Consider the following 14,292-nt stretch of genomic DNA (forward strand, 5'->3'; position numbering starts at 1 on the left):
CACGCGGGTCAGGAGAGGCTCGCGACCGTCTCGCGGACCTTCGTGGCGATCTCGGCGGGCAGCGGGGCGTAGCCCATGTCCTTCAGGACCGACTGGCCGTCCGTGCTCGCGATGTAGGTCAGGAAGGACTTGACCGCGGGGAGGGTCTCCGCCTTGTTGCCCTTGTCGCCGACGATCTCGTACGTGACCAGGGTGATCGGGTAGGCGCCCTCGGCCTTGGTGGTGTAGTTGAGCTTGAGGGCGAGGTCCTTGCCGGTGCCCGCGATCTTCGCCTCGGCGATGGCCTTGGAGGCGTTGTCGGAGGTGGCCTCGACGGGGGCGGAGGCGCCGGTGTTGAGCTTCACCGTCTTGATCGAGTTGGCCGTGGCGTAGGACAGCTCGAAGTAGGAGATCGCGCCGTCGGTCTGCTTGACCTGCGAGGAGACGCCCGCGGAGCCGTCGGCCGCCTGGCCGCCCTTGGCCTTCCAGGCCTTGCCGGCCTCGTACGGCCACGACTTGTCGGCGGCGGCCTTGAGGTACTTGGTGAAGTTGTCCGTGGTGCCCGACTCGTCGGAGCGGTGGAACGCCTGGATCTTGAGGTCCGGGAGCTTGGCGTCCGGGTTGAGCTTCTTGATCGCCTCGTCGTTCCACTTCTCGATCTTCGAGTCGAAGATCTTGGCGAGGGTGTCGGCGTCCAGGACCAGGTTGTCCACGCCGGGGACCTTGTAGCCGATGGCGATCGGGCCGCCGAGCAGGGGCAGGTTGATGCCCTGGCCGCCCTTGACGACCTCCTTGGACTTGGTGACCTCCTCCGGCTTGAGCGCCGAGTCGGAGCCCGCGAAGGCGGTCTTGCCCTGCAGGAACTCCTGGATGCCCGCGCCCGAACCGGTGGGCTTGTAGTTGATCTGGATGTCCTTGCAGGCCGCCGTGAAGTTCTTCACCCACAGGTCCATGGCGTTCTTCTGCGCGGACGAGCCCGAGGCCAGGAGCTGGCCCTTGCCCTCGCACTTGATGTCGCCCGCGGCCTTGGTGGAGCCGCCGCCGGTGGAACCACCACCGCTGTTGTCGTCGGAGCCGCACGCCGTGAGGACCAGGGCACCGGAGACGGCGATGGCGCCGAGAGCGACGGCGCGGAGCCGGTTCTTGCGCTGAAGCTTCACTTTCGGGTGTTCCTTCCGGGAGCCGCCGCTGGGGCGGCGTGCGAGAGGTGACCGGTGCGGACGGTTCTGCCCGCACCCTCTATCGGCGAAATTAGGCAGATCAGGTGAAGCGGTCGATGGAGCGGAGTGAACGGAGGGTGAACCTCACCCGTCAGGGTGGTGGCGCCGGAAGGGATCTTGAAACGGGTGGAGGGGAGCTCCGGACGGCGGCGCCCGAGCGCCGTCACGGCCGATTTGGCTGATCTCGCACCGATCCTCCTACCAGTGTGACGCAGATCTCTGTCGGATTGCAGCAGCGCGTGGCAGCATCCCTTCCTCGCGTGACGGTATGTCAGACGTGGGGCGGTAGCCGCGGAGGTGGCCTGTGGGGCGGTACGGCTGGAGTGCGGGCACGGCGAACACTGGGAGCATGGCGGGCGGCAGGGGCGAGGGCTGCGGAGGCAAGCGCGTGATCTCGGTGACCGCATTGATCTGTGTACTGGCCGTGGCCGGGGTGGTGGTCACCATGCCCGGCACGGCCTATGCGGAACCGAAGCCGCCGCGCACCTTGGAGGACGTCCACAAGGAGGTCGAGGGCCTCTACCGCCAGGCGGAGGCCGCCACGGACGCCTACAACGCGGCCGGCGAGGCCCAGCGCCGCCAGGAGAAGTCGATCACGGAGATCGCGAAGTCCGCGGCCGAGGCCCAGGAGCGGATGAACCGCCTCAGGAACCAGGCCGGCTCCCTGGCCCGCGCCCAGTACCGCGACGGTACCCTCCCGCCCCAGGCCCGCCTCCTCCTCTCCGGCTCCCCCGAGAGCTTCTTCGACGGCGTGGCCCTCACGCACAAGGGTCAGGCCGCCACGCGCGGGCTGATCACCCAGGTCGCCGCGGTCCAGAAGACCCTCGACGGCTACGCCAAGGCCGCCGGCGAGCGCTGGAAGACCCTCGACGGCGAGCGCCGCAAGAAGGAGGGCGCGAAGAAGCAGATCGAGGCGAAGCTCGCGGCCGCCAAGGAGCTGGAGTCGAAGCTGGAGGAGAAGGAGAAGGAACGGCTGCGGCAGCTGGAGGAGGAGCGGGCGCGCCAGGCCCAGCAGAAGTGGCTCGCCTCGGACGCGGTCAAGGGCGTCGCCCTCAAGGGCTCGGGCGCGGCGACGGCCGAGGGCAGGCGCGCGGTCGATTTCGCCGCGGCCCAGATCGGCAAGAACTACGTGTGGGGCGCCGAGGGCCCCGACACGTACGACTGCTCCGGGCTGACGCTCAAGGCGTGGGCGGCCGCCGGCCGCGCGATCCCGCGCACCTCGCAGGACCAGTGGCGGCAGCTGCCGAAGATCGGCCTCAAGGACATGCGGCCGGGCGACCTGATCATCTACTTCGCCGACGCGAGCCACGTGGGCGTGTACGTGGGCGACGGCGCGATCGTGCACGCTCCGCGGCCCGGCCGGCAGGTGACGGTCGCGGGGGCGGGGTCGATGCCGGTGCTGGGGGTCGTACGGCCGGGATAGCGCCCGTCCGCGTGTGACGCGCGCCGCACCGGCCGCGTGTGACGCGCGTCGCGCGGAGCGCCCCCCGCCGGGGTGATGTATGTCATCGCGGGTTCCTCCCCGCACGCACCAAAAGCCGCCCTGGCTGGGGCATATGACAGCGGCGAGTGGCTCCGCTCCATTCCGTTGGGCAGTGCCCTGCCGCTATGGTCGCGTTCGGCACCCGCCGGGCGGCGGGGCGCCATGCCTTCAGGGGGGCGGAGGCACCTCCGGCGGTCGCCGGAGGAGGAAGGAAACCGTGACCATGTCCGTACCCGCGCCGAGGGCCCCGGAGCAGGCTGCCGCACCGGCGTCCGACGCCGGGCTGACCCTCCTGGTGATCGAAGGCGACCCCGCCGGGCCGCTGTCGATGCCGGACATCACCGAGATGTCGGGGGCCGAGGGCAAGCCGGTCCGCATCCGCACCGCCCGCAACCTCACCGAGGCCGAGCGACTCCTCACCGACGACGTCCACTGCATCCTCCTCGACCTCGCGGACGCCGGCGCGGCCTCGGGCGCCGCCGGCGGCCCCGACGAGCTGGACACCCTGCGCCGGGTGCTGCAGCTCGCCCCGCACCACGCCGTGCTCGCCCTGACCGCCGAGGCCGACACCGACCGGGCCGCCGAGGCCGTACGCGTCGGCGCCCAGGACTACCTATCCCGCGACGAGCTCGACGGGCGCGTCCTCAGCCGGGCCATCCGCTACGCCGTCGAGCGCAAGCGCGCCGACCTCGCCCAGCGGCAGCTCACCGAGTCCCGGCTGCGCGCCCAGGAGAACGCCCGCCTCGAACGCGGCCTGCTGCCCACCCCGCTGCTCGCCGGCTCCGGCCTGCGCTTCGCCGCCCGCTACCGGCCCGGCCGCAGCCGCGCCCTGCTCGGCGGCGACTTCTACGACATGGTCCGCACGCCCGACGGCACCGTCCACGCGATGATCGGCGACGTCAGCGGCCACGGCCCCGACGAGGCCGCCCTCGGCGTCGAACTGCGCATCGCCTGGCGGGCGCTGACCTTCGCCGGGCTCTGTGGCGACGAGCTCCTCGCCACCCTCCAGGAGGTCCTGGAGCACGAGCGCGCGGACGACGAGACCTTCGCGACGCTGTGCGCCGTCGACATATCGGCGGACGGGCGCCGGGCGGGCCTCAGCCTCGCCGGCCACCCCGCCCCGCTGCTCGTACGCCCCGGCGCGGCCCCGTACCTGCTGCCGCAGGAGGACGGCGGCCCGGCGCTCGGCCTGCTCCGGCGCGCCCGCTGGCCGCGCCGCCAGGTCGAACTCGGCGGCCTGTGGAGCCTGCTGATGTACACCGACGGCCTGATCGAGGGCAGGGTCGGGGCCGGGACGCGGCGCCTGGGCCAGGAGGGCATGGTCGAGCTGATCGGCCGCCGGCTCGCGGAAGGGCTGCGCGGCCAGGAGCTCCTGGACGCGGCGGTCGCCGAGGTGCAGGAACTCAACGGCGGGGAGCTGACCGACGATCTCGCGGTGCTGCTGCTCGACCGGGGCGGCCGGGCTCCTGCGGAGGGCGAGCGGCCCCACTGGCCGGCGGGGCGGGCGGCCGTGCCGCCGGTGCGGGCGTAGGCGCTGTGCGTCAGCGGCGGCCGTTGTACGGCCCGTAGGGGCCGTCCGAGCTGGAGCCGCCGCCGCGGCGGCGCGGGCCGCGGCCGCCCGAGACCTGCTTGAGCGCCGGCCGGACGTCCACGACGTAGACGATCGTGGCGATCAGACCGAGGACCGGCAGGAAGCTCATGATCCCCATGAACAGGTTCACGGCGACGGCGACGCCGAGGATGATCAGCCAGAACGCCTTGGACTGCTTGTCCGCGGCGCGGTAGGCGTCCTCCCGGTGGACGGCGGCGTTGACGAACGCGAACAGGCTGAACACGAGCAGGCCGATCGACACCCAGTACATGACTTCGCCGAAGGCTTGCAGAAGCACGTCGCTCACCTTGCCCGTCTCGTTCGGTCCGTCCTGACCGCCACCGTACCCGGAGAACGGCCCGGGCACGCGAAATGTGCCCGGACCGTACGCGGCCCGCTGCCGTGAGCCGGCTACTCGCCGGTCTTGGCGTCGGCCTTCTTCGCGGCGGCCGTCTTCTTGGCCGGGGCCTTGCGGGCGGCGGCGGGCTTGTCCCCGGCGTCGTCCGGGGCGGCGTCGCCGGAGGCGGCCTCGGCGGGCTTGTCACCGGCCGTCTTGTCCTCGGCGGCCTTCCCGGCCTCCGGACCGGCCGTCTCCGCCTCCGGCTCGATGGCCACGGCGATGTCCTGGAACTCGTCGGCGACGTCGCCGCGCCACTGCTTCACGGCCGTGCGGCCGCGCTCGGCCAGCTTCTCGAACTGCTCGCCGGCCGCCGCCGCGTACCCGACGGCCTGCCCGACGCCCTTGAGCGCCAGGTCCTGCGCGGTCTGCCCCAGGTTCTTCACGTCGCTGTCGAGCGTGCCGACGATCTCGGTGAACTTCGCGGTCAGCGTGGCCTGGGCCTCCTTGGCCTGCCGCGTGACCCGCTCCTGCACCGCCTTGGGGTCGGTCTTCTTCAGCTGCTCGATGCGCTCGGGCGCCTCGGTGATCAGCTGCCCGAGCTTCTCCGCGGTGAGGTCCGCGGCACCCGCTGCGGCGTAGGCCGTGTCGGTCGCCGCGTTGCGGATGTCCTGCGTGGTGATGGCCATGGCGATGGTCTCCCGGATCAGCTGGAAGGTTTGCTGGCGTCGTCCGTCGCGAGCCCGTTCTCCTTGCGGAAGGACTCGTAGATCTGGAGCAGCACCTGCTTCTGCTGCTCGTTGATCGAGGGGTCGGCGAGGATCACACTGCGGACCTCCGCCTCGTCCCGGTCCCGCTCGTCGAGGATCCCGGCCTGTACGTACAAGGTCTCGGCGGAGATCCGCAGCGCCTTGGCGAGCTGCTGCAGGATCTCGGCGCTCGGCTTGCGCAGGCCGCGCTCGATCTGGCTGAGATACGGGTTGGACACTCCGGCGGCATCGGCGAGCTGCCGCAAGGTGAGCTGCGCATTGCGCCGCTGCTCGCGCAGGTACTCGCCGAGATTGCCGACGTTGAGTGATGCCATGCGTCCCAGGCTGCCCCACGCTGCTAACTTTTGCAAGCAAGTGCTTGCAAAAGTTTGAGCGCGGCGGGCGGCGGGGTGCGAGCGGGCCCGGAGGGTCAGCGGTCCAGGGGCGTGAGGTCGAGGCGGCGCAGGCGGCCGGGGTCGGCGAGGACCTCGATGGCGGTGATCCTGCCGTTCGTGACGGTGAAGGCCATGACGGACACCGGGTTGCCGTTCACGACCACCACGACGCCGGCGGCTCCGTTGATCAGGGCGGGCCGCGCGAACGGGGAGAGGCCGCTGAACCTGGCCGCCTGGGAGGCCACGGCCCGGGCGCCGGTGAGGGCGACGCTGAGGCGGGAGCGGGTGTCGCCGCCGTCCGCGCGCAGGACGACGTCGGGGTCGAGCACGGCGACGAGCGCCTCGAAGTCGCCTTCGTGGGCGGCGGCGAAGAAGGCGTCGACGGCTTCGCGCTGGCGCGCGAGGTCGGGCTCGGGCGGCGTGGTCTGATTCTGCACGCGGCGGCGGGCGCGGCTGGCGAGCTGCCGGGTCGCGGCCGTGGTGCGTTCGATCAGCGGGGCGATGTCGTCGAAGGGCACGGCGAACATGTCGTGCAGGACGAACGCGACGCGCTCGGCCGGCGCCAGGGAGGCGAGCACCACCAGCATCGCCAGCCCCACCGAGTCGGCCAGCAGCGCCTTCTGCTCGGGGTCGACGCCGGACGGGTGGCTGATGACGGGGTCGGGCACGTGGATCTCGAGCGGGTCCTCGCGGCGCGCCTCGCGCGAGCGCAGCATGTTCAGGCACACGCGCCCCGCCACCGTGGTCAGCCAGCCGCCGAGGTTCTCGACGCCGGAGGTGTCGGTGCGGCCGTAGCGCAGCCAGGTCTCCTGGACGGCGTCGTCGGCCTCGCTCACGGAGCCGAGCATCCGGTAGGCCACGGCCCGCAGATGGCTCCGGTGCTCCTCGAAACGCTCCGTCAGAAGATCGCTGTCGTCCACGTGTCACATTCCTTCGTCGCGGCGGGTCAAAGCAGCAGAAGGCCACGAAACAGCGAGGCGACCGGAAGATCAACTCCCGGCCCCGACGAACTTGGAGAAGCCATGACCGCGACGCCCACCATCCTGGTCACCGGCGGCACGGGCACCCTCGGGAGCCACGTCGTCCCCCTCCTGCGGGAGGCCGGCTGCACGGTCCGCGTGCTCACCCGCAACGCCCGCCCCGCCGGGGACGGCGTCGAGTACGTGACCGGCGACCTGCTCAAGGGCGAGGGGGTCGAGGAGGCGGTGGCCGGCGCCGGGACCGTCCTGCACCTCGCGGGCGGCCCCAAGGGCGACGACGAGGCCACCCGCAACCTGGTGCGCGCCGCACAGCGCGCCGGGGTGCGGCACCTCGTCTACATCTCGGTCGTCGGGGCGGACCGGATCCCGCTCGGCTACTTCCGCGCCAAGCTGGACGCGGAGCGGGCCGTCGCGGAGTCGGGCCTGCCGTGGACGACGCTGCGGGCCGCCCAGTTCCACGACCTGGCCCTGAAGGTGGTGCAGTCGATGGCGAAGCTGCCGGTCGTACCGGCCCCGGGCGGGCTGCTGTGGCAGCCCGTCGACGCCCGCGAGGTCGCCGCCCGGCTGGTGGAGCTGGCCCTCGGCGAGCCGGCCGGGCGGGTGCCCGACCTGACCGGGCCGAAGCTGTACGGGCTGGCCGAGCTGGCCCAGGGATACCTGAAGGCGCGGGGCAAGAGCCGGCTGACGCTGCCGGTGCGGATGCCCGGAAAGGTCGGCCGCGCCTACCGGGCCGGGGAGAACCTGACGCTCGAAGGGGCCACCGTGGGCGAGCGGACCTGGGAGGACTTCCTGGCGGAGCGGGTGGGCGCGGCGCGCGTGGGCTAGGGCGGCGGCCGGCGGGCCCGGCCGGTGCCCCTGGCGGGAGCCGGGGCCGCGGTCACGCCGCCGGGGTCTCCTGCGCCGCGAGCCGGGCCAGGCGCTCCTTGCCCCAGGCGCCCAGCGGGGCCAGGGCGGCGTTCAGGGCCCGGCCCTGCTCCGTGAGGGAGTACTCGACCTTCGGGGGCACCTCGTCGTAGGCCTCGCGGTGGACGATGCCGTCGGCCTCCAGCTCGCGGAGCTGCTGGGCCAGCACCTTCTCGCTGATGCCGGGCAGCAGCCGCTTGGTCTCGCCGAAGCGGCGTGCGCCCTCGTTCAGCGCCCAGAGGATCAGGACCTTCCACTTGCCGTCGACGACGTCCATGGCGGCGTCGACCCCGCAGTGGTACGGAAGTTGCTTCACGAACCCTCCCCTGTCCGGCTCACGGGTCGCCGACCCGCGTGCGGCCGCCCCTCACCAGCCTAAGCGGAGGGAGGCCCGGCAGGGATCGCCAAATCAACCCCATCCGGGGGTATCTGACGGACACTCCGCCGGAGGAGGGTGATGAGGCGTTGCCCGCTCGGCACGATGTGCCTGCCACCGGCCCCAACGGGGGTAGGGCCGGGGGCAGGAGTTCGTGTGCGCCGCGTGGACGGGTCCGGCCGGGGAGACCGGCGGACCGGGGGTCCGGTCAGGCGCCGTACGGGCGGGCGGCGCGCGCCTCCCGCAGCGACAGGGCCCACCAGGTCAGCTGGTCGATCAGGACCTTGGCCGCGCCGGAGGCCTGCTCGCCGGCCTCCGCGTCCAGGTGGCGGCCGTCGTCGTCGAACTTGCCCCAGGGGTTGTGGAAGCTGACCTGCTCGCGGATGGTGACCGCGTGCAGCTCGGTGAAGACCGGGCGCAGGTGCTCGACCGCACGCAGACCGCCGGAGAGGCCGCCGTACGAGACGAAGCCGACCGGCTTGGCCTGCCACTGGGTGTAGTGCCAGTCGATGAGGTTCTTCAGGGACGCCGGGTAGCTGTGGTTGTACTCGGGCGTCAGGACGACGAACGCGTCGGCCTGCTCCAGGCGCGGCGTCACCTCGGCGAGCGCGGCGGCGTCCTCGGCGGTGGGCTCGGCGCTGAGGCGCATCGGCAGGGGGTGGAGGGCGAGGTCGACCAGGTCGACCTCGATGTCACCGTGCCGGGCGGCCTGCTCGGTGAACCACTTGGCGACGGTGGGGCCGAAGCGCCCGTCGCGGGTGGATCCGACGATGACGGCGAGTCGGTAGCTGCTCTCGGACACGATGGGCCCTTCTGGGAGACGGGGCGGGTGGGTGGCGGCCCGTGAGCCGTTGACCAGAAGTCTGGAATCTCAAGTCCGGTTGAGGTCAAGGGGCGTTGACCGGCCTGGGGGGTTTGCCGGGGAAAGTGGCGAATTTGAATGTCACTTTTCCGCTGCCGGAGAACCGCCCGAGAACCGCCCGAGACCTGCCCCGAGGCCTGCCCGGAGAGCCGCCCTCCCGCCGCCGTCGGATCGCGTCGGATCGCGTCGGATCGTCGCCGGATCAGAACACGTCGGCACACCACGGCCGCCGCCCCGTGCGCAGCAGGGCGTCCGCGCGGCCCAGCGCTCCGGGGGTCTCCTCGTCCACGCGGCCCAGCGCCGCGAGCCGTACGGCCGACTCGTCGCCGAGCAGCAGGCTCCCCAACTCCGCGACGGACAGGGTGAGATCGGCCGGCCGGTTCGTGGGGGCGCAGGAGGCGCCGTCGGGGCCGGCCTCCAGCAGGAAGCGCCCGCCGGCCAGCCCGGACCGGTCGGTGACGTCGAGGACGAGCGATCCGGCGACGGGGTACGTGCGCGCCCGCAGCAACTCCGGTACGTCCAGCGGCCGCACCCACAGGAAGTCGGCGTGCGTGATCACGCGCGCGGCCCGCGGGTCCGGCAGCAGCAGCGGCAGGATGTCGTCCGGCGCGCGGTGGCCGGTGCGGACGCGGGTGATCCAGTCCGCCGACAGCAGGAACAGCCACAGGGCGCGCTCGGCGGCGGGGGTGACCGCGACGAGGTCCAGGACGGTCGCCGTCTGGTGCGGCAGCTTGGCCTCCCACCGGTCGTCGGACGTGAAGGCGAGGAGCCCGTCGACGCTGCCCTCCGCCGACCGGTGGAGCAGGTAGAACGGCTCGGTCCACGGGCCGTCGTCCATGGGGAGCGCGCCGGTGTTCCGCCGCCACCACACGTCCGCACGGTCGACGAGGCCGTGCCGCACGGCCCGTACCCGCTCGTACAGCGCGGGCCCGTGCTCGCGGACCTCGGCGGCGTCCACGTAGTCGACCCGCCCGCCGTCCCCGGGGCCCGAGTGGCGCGGGTCCAGGCCGGTGCGGGCCACGTCCACCTCCCACTCCGTGACCCAGGCGGCGGGCCCGAAGCCGAAGCGGCCGTAGATCGGGTACTCGGCGGCGATCAGCGTCGCCGCGGCGTCGCCGCGCTCCTTGGCCTCCCGCAGGTCGCGGTCCGTCATGCGGCTGAGCAGCCCGCGGCGGCGGTGCGTGGCCGAGACGCTCACGTTGCTGACGGCGTTCGCGGTCACCGAGGCGCCGCCGGGGACGCTGAGCCGCTGCGTGAAGCTGCGGTAGGTGGCCACGCAGCGGCCGTCGTCGAACGCGCCCTGGGCGCGTTCGAGGTCCATGAGCTCGCGGCGGAAGACGAGCTCCGTCTTGCTCACGGAGGGCGGGAGGAGGTAGCCGGTGCGGCGGGCCCGGACCCAGTTCGGAAGGTCGGCGTCGGTGATCGTACGGATGTCGAGGCTCATGGCCGCGACGCTAGGTGCCCGCGCGTGGCGGCCGCACGTGGATTTCTCCGGGCCCGGGCGGGCGCCGGCGGGCCTGCGGAGGCCCGCCGCTCGGTCGGCGCGTCAGGACGTCGGGACGCTGGGACGTCAGGGCGTCAGGGCGTCAGCGCGCCCGTGCGCCGCCGCGTCCGTGCGTCAGGCGAGGAGGTCGTCCACCTGTGCCTCCCCTTCGCGGTACCTGCGGGCGATCTCGGCACTGCAGTCGTCCGCCGTCCGCTGCAGCTGCTGGCGCCGCACCGACACCTGCCGCTCGTACGACGCCAGGCGGCCCATCGCCTCGTGCAGCTCGGCGTCCGTACGGGCGCCCAGGTCCGACAGCTCGACCTCCGACAGCATGTCCTCCGCCAGCCGCCGGTACTCCTCGCTGTGCGGCGTGCCCACCGTCACGTGGCGGGCGGACGAGCGGTGGTCCGAGGGGCCGTCCGCGAGGATCTCCGACAGCCGGTCCACGACCAGGCGGGCCATGACCGGGGCGCCCGGGGAGGAGCGCCGGGCCAGCTCGGCCCGGAGGATGTCGACGCGGCCCTGGACGAGCCGCCGCACGTAGCTGAGGTCCGCCTCGTCCCGCCGGGCGTCCCCGCGGCGGGCGCGCAGCTCCACCAGGCTCAGCTCACCGAGGCTGCGGCCGGGGGCGTCCGCCTGCCGGCCGGAGCGCTGGCTCGGCGGCCGGGGCTGCAGGCTGTCGGCTGCCTTGAGCATGGGGCCGTCCTCAATGGGTGTGGTCATGCGCGTCTTCCGTTCCCCTCGGGCGGTGTGCGACCGCATCACGTTTGCCCGCACAAGGCACCGCCTGCACGCATCGTGCCACTGTGTGAGGTCCGGGCGCAGGGTCTCCGCACCCGAACGGACCTGGATGGACGCAGGGCATCATGGTCCGTATGCGTGCAGTGGTGCAGAGGGTGGACGGAGCGCGGGTCGTCGTGGACGGCGAGACCGTCGGGGAGATCATCGGACAGGGGCTGTGCGTCCTCGTCGGGGTGACGCACGACGACACCCCGCAGAAGGCGGAGCAGCTCGCCCGCAAGCTGTGGTCCGTACGGATCCTCGAGGACGAGAAGTCGTGTTCGGACGTGGGGGCGCCGCTGCTCGTGATCTCCCAGTTCACTCTCTACGGTGACGCCCGGAAGGGGCGGCGGCCCACGTGGAACGCGGCTGCCCCCGGCGGGGTGGCGGAGCCGCTGGTCGACGCCGTCGTTGCGCACCTTCGTGCGCTGGGGGCGCAGGTGGAGACGGGCCGTTTCGGGGCGGACATGAAGGTCTCGCTGACGAACAACGGCCCGTTCACGGTCATCGTGGAGGTGTGACGGCCGGTTCGGCACCGCCTGCCCCCGGCCCCCACGGAGCCGGGCAGCGCCGAAACCGGGGCGCCGCCCCTGCCGGGCTCAGGCCGTAAGCCCGGCGAACCGCGCCGGAGGCGTTACGGCTCGACCACGACCTCCTGCGACGCCGCCGTCTTCTCGCCCACCAGCAGCGGGGCGTCCACCGCGACGTTCCGCTTGACCAGGGCCAGGGCGATCGGGCCCAGCTCGTGGTGGCGTGCCGACGTCGTCACGAAGCCCAGCTGGCGGCCCTCGGGGCCGTCCGAGGCGAGCCGTACGGGGGCCCCGTGCGGGGGCAGGGAGACCTCGCTGCCGTCGAGGTGCAGGAAGACGAGGCGGCGCGGCGGCTTCCCCAGGTTGTGGACGCGCGCCACCGTCTCCTGGCCGCGGTAGCAGCCCTTCTGCAGGTGGACGGCGACGCCGATCAGGCCGAGCTCGTGCGGGATGGTGCGGTGGTCGGTCTCCAGGCCGAGCCGCGGGCGGTGCGCCTCCACGCGGAGCGCCTCGTAGGCGAGGACGCCGGCGGCGGGGCCGTGCGCCGCCGCGAAGGTCTCCAGCGTCGCGCGCGGCAGGAAGAGCTCCCGGCCGTGCGCCGTCTCGCGCGCCTGCACTCCCTCGGGTGCTTCCGCGATCGAACCCGCGGGCAGGTGCACCACGGCGAAGTCGTCCGTACGGTCGGCGACCTCGACCTGGTAGAAGAACTTCATGCTCTCCAGGTACGCGATGAGCGCGTCCTGGGTGCCGGGTTCGACGTGGGCCCAGGTGGTCCCGCCGTCGTCCACGAGGGACAGGGCGTGCTCGATGTGCCCGTTGGCGGAGAGCACGAGCGCCTCGGTGGCCTCGCCGGGCGGGAGCGCGCTGACGTGCTGGGTGAGCAGGAGGTGCAGCCAGCTCAGCCGGTCGGGCCCGGTGACGGTGATGACCCCGCGGTGCGAGAGGTCGACGAATCCGGTCCCGCCGGCGAGCGCGCGCTGTTCGCGGAAGAGGTCGCCGTAGTGCGCGGCGACGCCCTCGTCCGGGGCCTCGGCGGCGACGGCGCCGGGCAGCGACAGCAGCGGGCTTGCTTTCGATTCACGCGGCATGCGGCCAAGCCTACGGCGCGGCCGGAGGCTCCTTCGAGGCGAGCCCGGCGGAGCAGGCCGCGCACCGGCCGAAGATCGCGAAGTGCTTCATGTCCGTCTCGAAGCCGAAGTCCGCGCGCAGCTTCTCCGTGAAGGCGGCGGCCACCGAGAGGTCGGCCTCGATGACCTCCGTGCAGTCCCGGCAGACCAGGTGTATGTGGTGGTGCCGGTCGGCGAGGTGGTAGGTGGGGGCGCCGTGCCCGAGGTGGGCGTGGCTGACCAGGCCCAGCTCCTCCAGCAGCTCCAGGGTCCGGTAGACGGTGGAGATGTTCACGCCGCCCGCGGTGCGCCGGACCTCGGTGAGGATGTCGTCCGGTGTCGCGTGCTCCAGCCGGTCGACCGCCTCCAGGACGAGCTGGCGCTGCGGCGTCAGCCGGTACCCGCGCCTACGGAGGTTGCTCTGCCAGTCGGTGTCCACCACCCTCCCAGTCTAGGCAGCACCGCCCCTTCCGGCCCCCCTTCGTCACGCCTCCCGGACCTCCTTCAGGTAGCGGGCGAGGGCGGCGATGGCCGCCGGGTTGCGGGGGCTCTCGACGAGGTCGACGTAGTCGAGGACGAAAATGCGGTCGTTCTTGACGGCGGAGACGTCCGCGAGCGGCGGGTAGGACTTGAGGAATTCCTTCTTCTGCTCAGCGGTCACGTCGCCGTAGTTGTTGATGACGATCACGTCGGGATTGCGCTCGACGACGGTCTCCCAGCCGACGGTGGGCCAGCTGTCCTTGAGGTCCTTCATCACGTGGTCGCCGCCGGCCTTGGTGATGATGTCGTGCGGGCCGGCGAAGGCGCCGGAGGTGATGGCCTTGTCGCGGCCGTCGTCGTAGAGGAAGACCGTGGGCCGCTTGCCGTCCGCCGGCACGGTCGCCTGGGCGTCGGCGACCTTCTTCTTGAAGTCCGTGACGAGCTTCGCCGCCCGGTCCTCCACCCCGAAGATCTTCCCGAGCGTGGTGAGGTCCGTGTAGAGGGCCTCCAGGGGCGGCATCACGCCGCGCGCCTTGCCCGCGCCGCCGTTGCGGCAGGACTCGGTGAGGACGTACGAGCCGACGCCGAGCTTCTTCAGGGCATCGGGGGTGAAGCCGTTGCCCTCGTTGAAGCCGTAGTTCCAGCCGGCGAAGACCATGTCGGCCTTCGCGTCCAGGACGAGCTCCTTGGTGATCTCCTTCTTGGACAGCCACTTCACCTTCTCGTAGCCGTCCTTCCACGGCACCGACTCGCGGTCGGCGCGGTAGTCCGGGGCCACGTAGCCGGCCATGCGGTCCTCCAGGCCGAGCGCGAACATGATCTCGGCGATGTTGACGTCGTTGGTGACCACGCGCTGCGGCACCTTGTCGTACGTCGTCCTCACCCCGCAGTTCTCGACGGTCACGGGGTGGCGGCCGGAGGCCTTCTGTTCCGTGTCGCCGCCCTCGGTGACCTTCGCCCCGCAGCCGGTGGCCAGGGCGAGGGAGGTGAGGGCGGCGAGGGCGGTACGGGCGGTGCGGGAGGCCATGACAGGGG

The 14,292-nt window shown here is 72.5% G+C and carries 16 protein-coding genes; 4 read left to right on the forward strand and 12 right to left on the reverse strand.

Features of this window, described 5'->3' with window-relative positions; all coding sequences use genetic code 11:
- Nucleotides 1-8 precede the first annotated feature (8 nt).
- Nucleotides 9-1,139 carry a phosphate ABC transporter substrate-binding protein PstS gene (gene pstS, locus AS857_RS26180; protein WP_058045680.1) on the reverse strand — a complete coding sequence of 377 codons (1,131 nt, stop codon included), beginning with the start codon at nt 1,137-1,139 and terminating at the stop codon, nt 9-11.
- 409 nt (nt 1,140-1,548) lie between these two features.
- On the opposite strand from pstS, the gene AS857_RS26185 reads away from it, so the two are divergent.
- Nucleotides 1,549-2,622, forward strand: coding sequence for a C40 family peptidase (locus AS857_RS26185; protein ID WP_058045681.1), 1,074 nt, complete (start codon nt 1,549-1,551; stop codon nt 2,620-2,622).
- 283 nt (nt 2,623-2,905) lie between these two features.
- On the forward strand, nt 2,906-4,213 hold the full coding sequence (locus AS857_RS26190; protein ID WP_079110634.1) for a PP2C family protein-serine/threonine phosphatase: 1,308 nt from the start codon (nt 2,906-2,908) through the stop codon (nt 4,211-4,213).
- Between the two features lie 10 nt (nt 4,214-4,223).
- Here the strand turns inward: AS857_RS26190 and AS857_RS26195 are convergent, their stop codons facing one another.
- The 4 genes from AS857_RS26195 to AS857_RS26210 all read right to left on the reverse strand — a co-directional run bounded on the left by AS857_RS26195 (nt 4,224) and on the right by AS857_RS26210 (nt 6,674).
- The gene (locus AS857_RS26195) at nt 4,224-4,571 is read right to left on the reverse strand and encodes a DUF2516 family protein (protein ID WP_058047065.1); all 348 of its coding nucleotides are present in this window, start codon (nt 4,569-4,571) and stop codon (nt 4,224-4,226) included.
- Nucleotides 4,572-4,684: 113 nt separating this feature from the next.
- On the reverse strand, nt 4,685-5,299 hold the full coding sequence (locus tag AS857_RS26200; RefSeq protein WP_058045682.1) for a hypothetical protein: 615 nt from the start codon (nt 5,297-5,299) through the stop codon (nt 4,685-4,687).
- Between the two features lie 17 nt (nt 5,300-5,316).
- A complete protein-coding gene (locus AS857_RS26205) occupies nt 5,317-5,694 on the reverse strand; it encodes a helix-turn-helix domain-containing protein (RefSeq protein ID WP_058045683.1) in 378 nt (125 codons plus the stop codon).
- Between the two features lie 95 nt (nt 5,695-5,789).
- Nucleotides 5,790-6,674 (reverse strand): sigma-70 family RNA polymerase sigma factor, encoded by an 885-nt coding sequence (locus AS857_RS26210; protein WP_058045684.1) that lies wholly within the window; start codon nt 6,672-6,674, stop codon nt 5,790-5,792.
- A gap of 102 nt (nt 6,675-6,776) precedes the next feature.
- Between AS857_RS26210 and AS857_RS26215 the strand changes: the two genes are divergently transcribed.
- Complete coding sequence (locus AS857_RS26215; protein WP_058045685.1) at nt 6,777-7,559, forward strand: SDR family oxidoreductase; 783 nt, start codon at nt 6,777-6,779, stop codon at nt 7,557-7,559.
- Between the two features lie 52 nt (nt 7,560-7,611).
- Here the strand turns inward: AS857_RS26215 and AS857_RS26220 are convergent, their stop codons facing one another.
- The 4 genes from AS857_RS26220 to AS857_RS26235 all read right to left on the reverse strand — a co-directional run bounded on the left by AS857_RS26220 (nt 7,612) and on the right by AS857_RS26235 (nt 11,084).
- Nucleotides 7,612-7,914: a winged helix-turn-helix transcriptional regulator gene (locus AS857_RS26220; RefSeq protein WP_058047066.1), complete on the reverse strand. Its 303-nt coding sequence runs from the start codon at nt 7,912-7,914 to the stop codon at nt 7,612-7,614.
- A 307-nt stretch (nt 7,915-8,221) separates the two neighbouring features.
- Complete coding sequence (locus tag AS857_RS26225; RefSeq protein ID WP_058045686.1) at nt 8,222-8,815, reverse strand: NADPH-dependent FMN reductase; 594 nt, start codon at nt 8,813-8,815, stop codon at nt 8,222-8,224.
- A 262-nt stretch (nt 8,816-9,077) separates the two neighbouring features.
- Complete coding sequence (locus AS857_RS26230) at nt 9,078-10,319, reverse strand: GNAT family N-acetyltransferase (RefSeq protein ID WP_058045687.1); 1,242 nt, start codon at nt 10,317-10,319, stop codon at nt 9,078-9,080.
- Nucleotides 10,320-10,493: 174 nt separating this feature from the next.
- Nucleotides 10,494-11,084, reverse strand: coding sequence for an RsiG family protein (locus AS857_RS26235; protein ID WP_058045688.1), 591 nt, complete (start codon nt 11,082-11,084; stop codon nt 10,494-10,496).
- Nucleotides 11,085-11,236: 152 nt separating this feature from the next.
- Between AS857_RS26235 and dtd the strand changes: the two genes are divergently transcribed.
- Nucleotides 11,237-11,662, forward strand: a complete 426-nt coding sequence (gene dtd / locus AS857_RS26240; protein ID WP_058045689.1) for a D-aminoacyl-tRNA deacylase — start codon at nt 11,237-11,239, stop codon at nt 11,660-11,662.
- A gap of 113 nt (nt 11,663-11,775) precedes the next feature.
- Here the strand turns inward: dtd and ygfZ are convergent, their stop codons facing one another.
- From ygfZ to AS857_RS26255, 3 genes are read right to left on the reverse strand one after another with little or no spacing between them, the layout of a single operon-like run.
- The gene (gene ygfZ / locus AS857_RS26245; protein WP_058045690.1) at nt 11,776-12,759 is read right to left on the reverse strand and encodes a CAF17-like 4Fe-4S cluster assembly/insertion protein YgfZ; all 984 of its coding nucleotides are present in this window, start codon (nt 12,757-12,759) and stop codon (nt 11,776-11,778) included.
- 10 nt (nt 12,760-12,769) lie between these two features.
- Nucleotides 12,770-13,219: a Fur family transcriptional regulator gene (locus AS857_RS26250; RefSeq protein ID WP_058045691.1), complete on the reverse strand. Its 450-nt coding sequence runs from the start codon at nt 13,217-13,219 to the stop codon at nt 12,770-12,772.
- A 42-nt stretch (nt 13,220-13,261) separates the two neighbouring features.
- Nucleotides 13,262-14,284, reverse strand: a complete 1,023-nt coding sequence (locus AS857_RS26255; RefSeq protein ID WP_058045692.1) for an ABC transporter substrate-binding protein — start codon at nt 14,282-14,284, stop codon at nt 13,262-13,264.
- Nucleotides 14,285-14,292: the final 8 nt, after the last annotated feature.

It is taken from the genome of Streptomyces roseifaciens, assembly GCF_001445655.1.
GTDB classification, from domain to species: domain Bacteria; phylum Actinomycetota; class Actinomycetes; order Streptomycetales; family Streptomycetaceae; genus Streptomyces; species Streptomyces aureoversilis.

Bases quoted from the DNA above. Each gene is read 5' to 3' on its own strand.
- AS857_RS26185 (WP_058045681.1), top strand. From the start codon at position 1,549: ATGGCGGGCGGCAGGGGCGAGGGCTGCGGAGGCAAGCGCGTGATCTCG.
- AS857_RS26190 (WP_079110634.1), top strand. From the start codon at position 2,906: ATGTCCGTACCCGCGCCGAGGGCCCCGGAGCAGGCTGCCGCACCGGCG.
- AS857_RS26200 (WP_058045682.1), bottom strand. From the start codon at position 5,299: ATGGCCATCACCACGCAGGACATCCGCAACGCGGCGACCGACACGGCC.
- AS857_RS26205 (WP_058045683.1), bottom strand. From the start codon at position 5,694: ATGGCATCACTCAACGTCGGCAATCTCGGCGAGTACCTGCGCGAGCAG.
- AS857_RS26215 (WP_058045685.1), top strand. From the start codon at position 6,777: ATGACCGCGACGCCCACCATCCTGGTCACCGGCGGCACGGGCACCCTC.
- AS857_RS26220 (WP_058047066.1), bottom strand. From the start codon at position 7,914: ATGGACGTCGTCGACGGCAAGTGGAAGGTCCTGATCCTCTGGGCGCTG.
- AS857_RS26230 (WP_058045687.1), bottom strand. From the start codon at position 10,319: ATGAGCCTCGACATCCGTACGATCACCGACGCCGACCTTCCGAACTGG.
- AS857_RS26235 (WP_058045688.1), bottom strand. From the start codon at position 11,084: ATGACCACACCCATTGAGGACGGCCCCATGCTCAAGGCAGCCGACAGC.
- dtd (WP_058045689.1), top strand. From the start codon at position 11,237: ATGCGTGCAGTGGTGCAGAGGGTGGACGGAGCGCGGGTCGTCGTGGAC.
- ygfZ (WP_058045690.1), bottom strand. From the start codon at position 12,759: ATGCCGCGTGAATCGAAAGCAAGCCCGCTGCTGTCGCTGCCCGGCGCC.
- AS857_RS26255 (WP_058045692.1), bottom strand. From the start codon at position 14,284: ATGGCCTCCCGCACCGCCCGTACCGCCCTCGCCGCCCTCACCTCCCTC.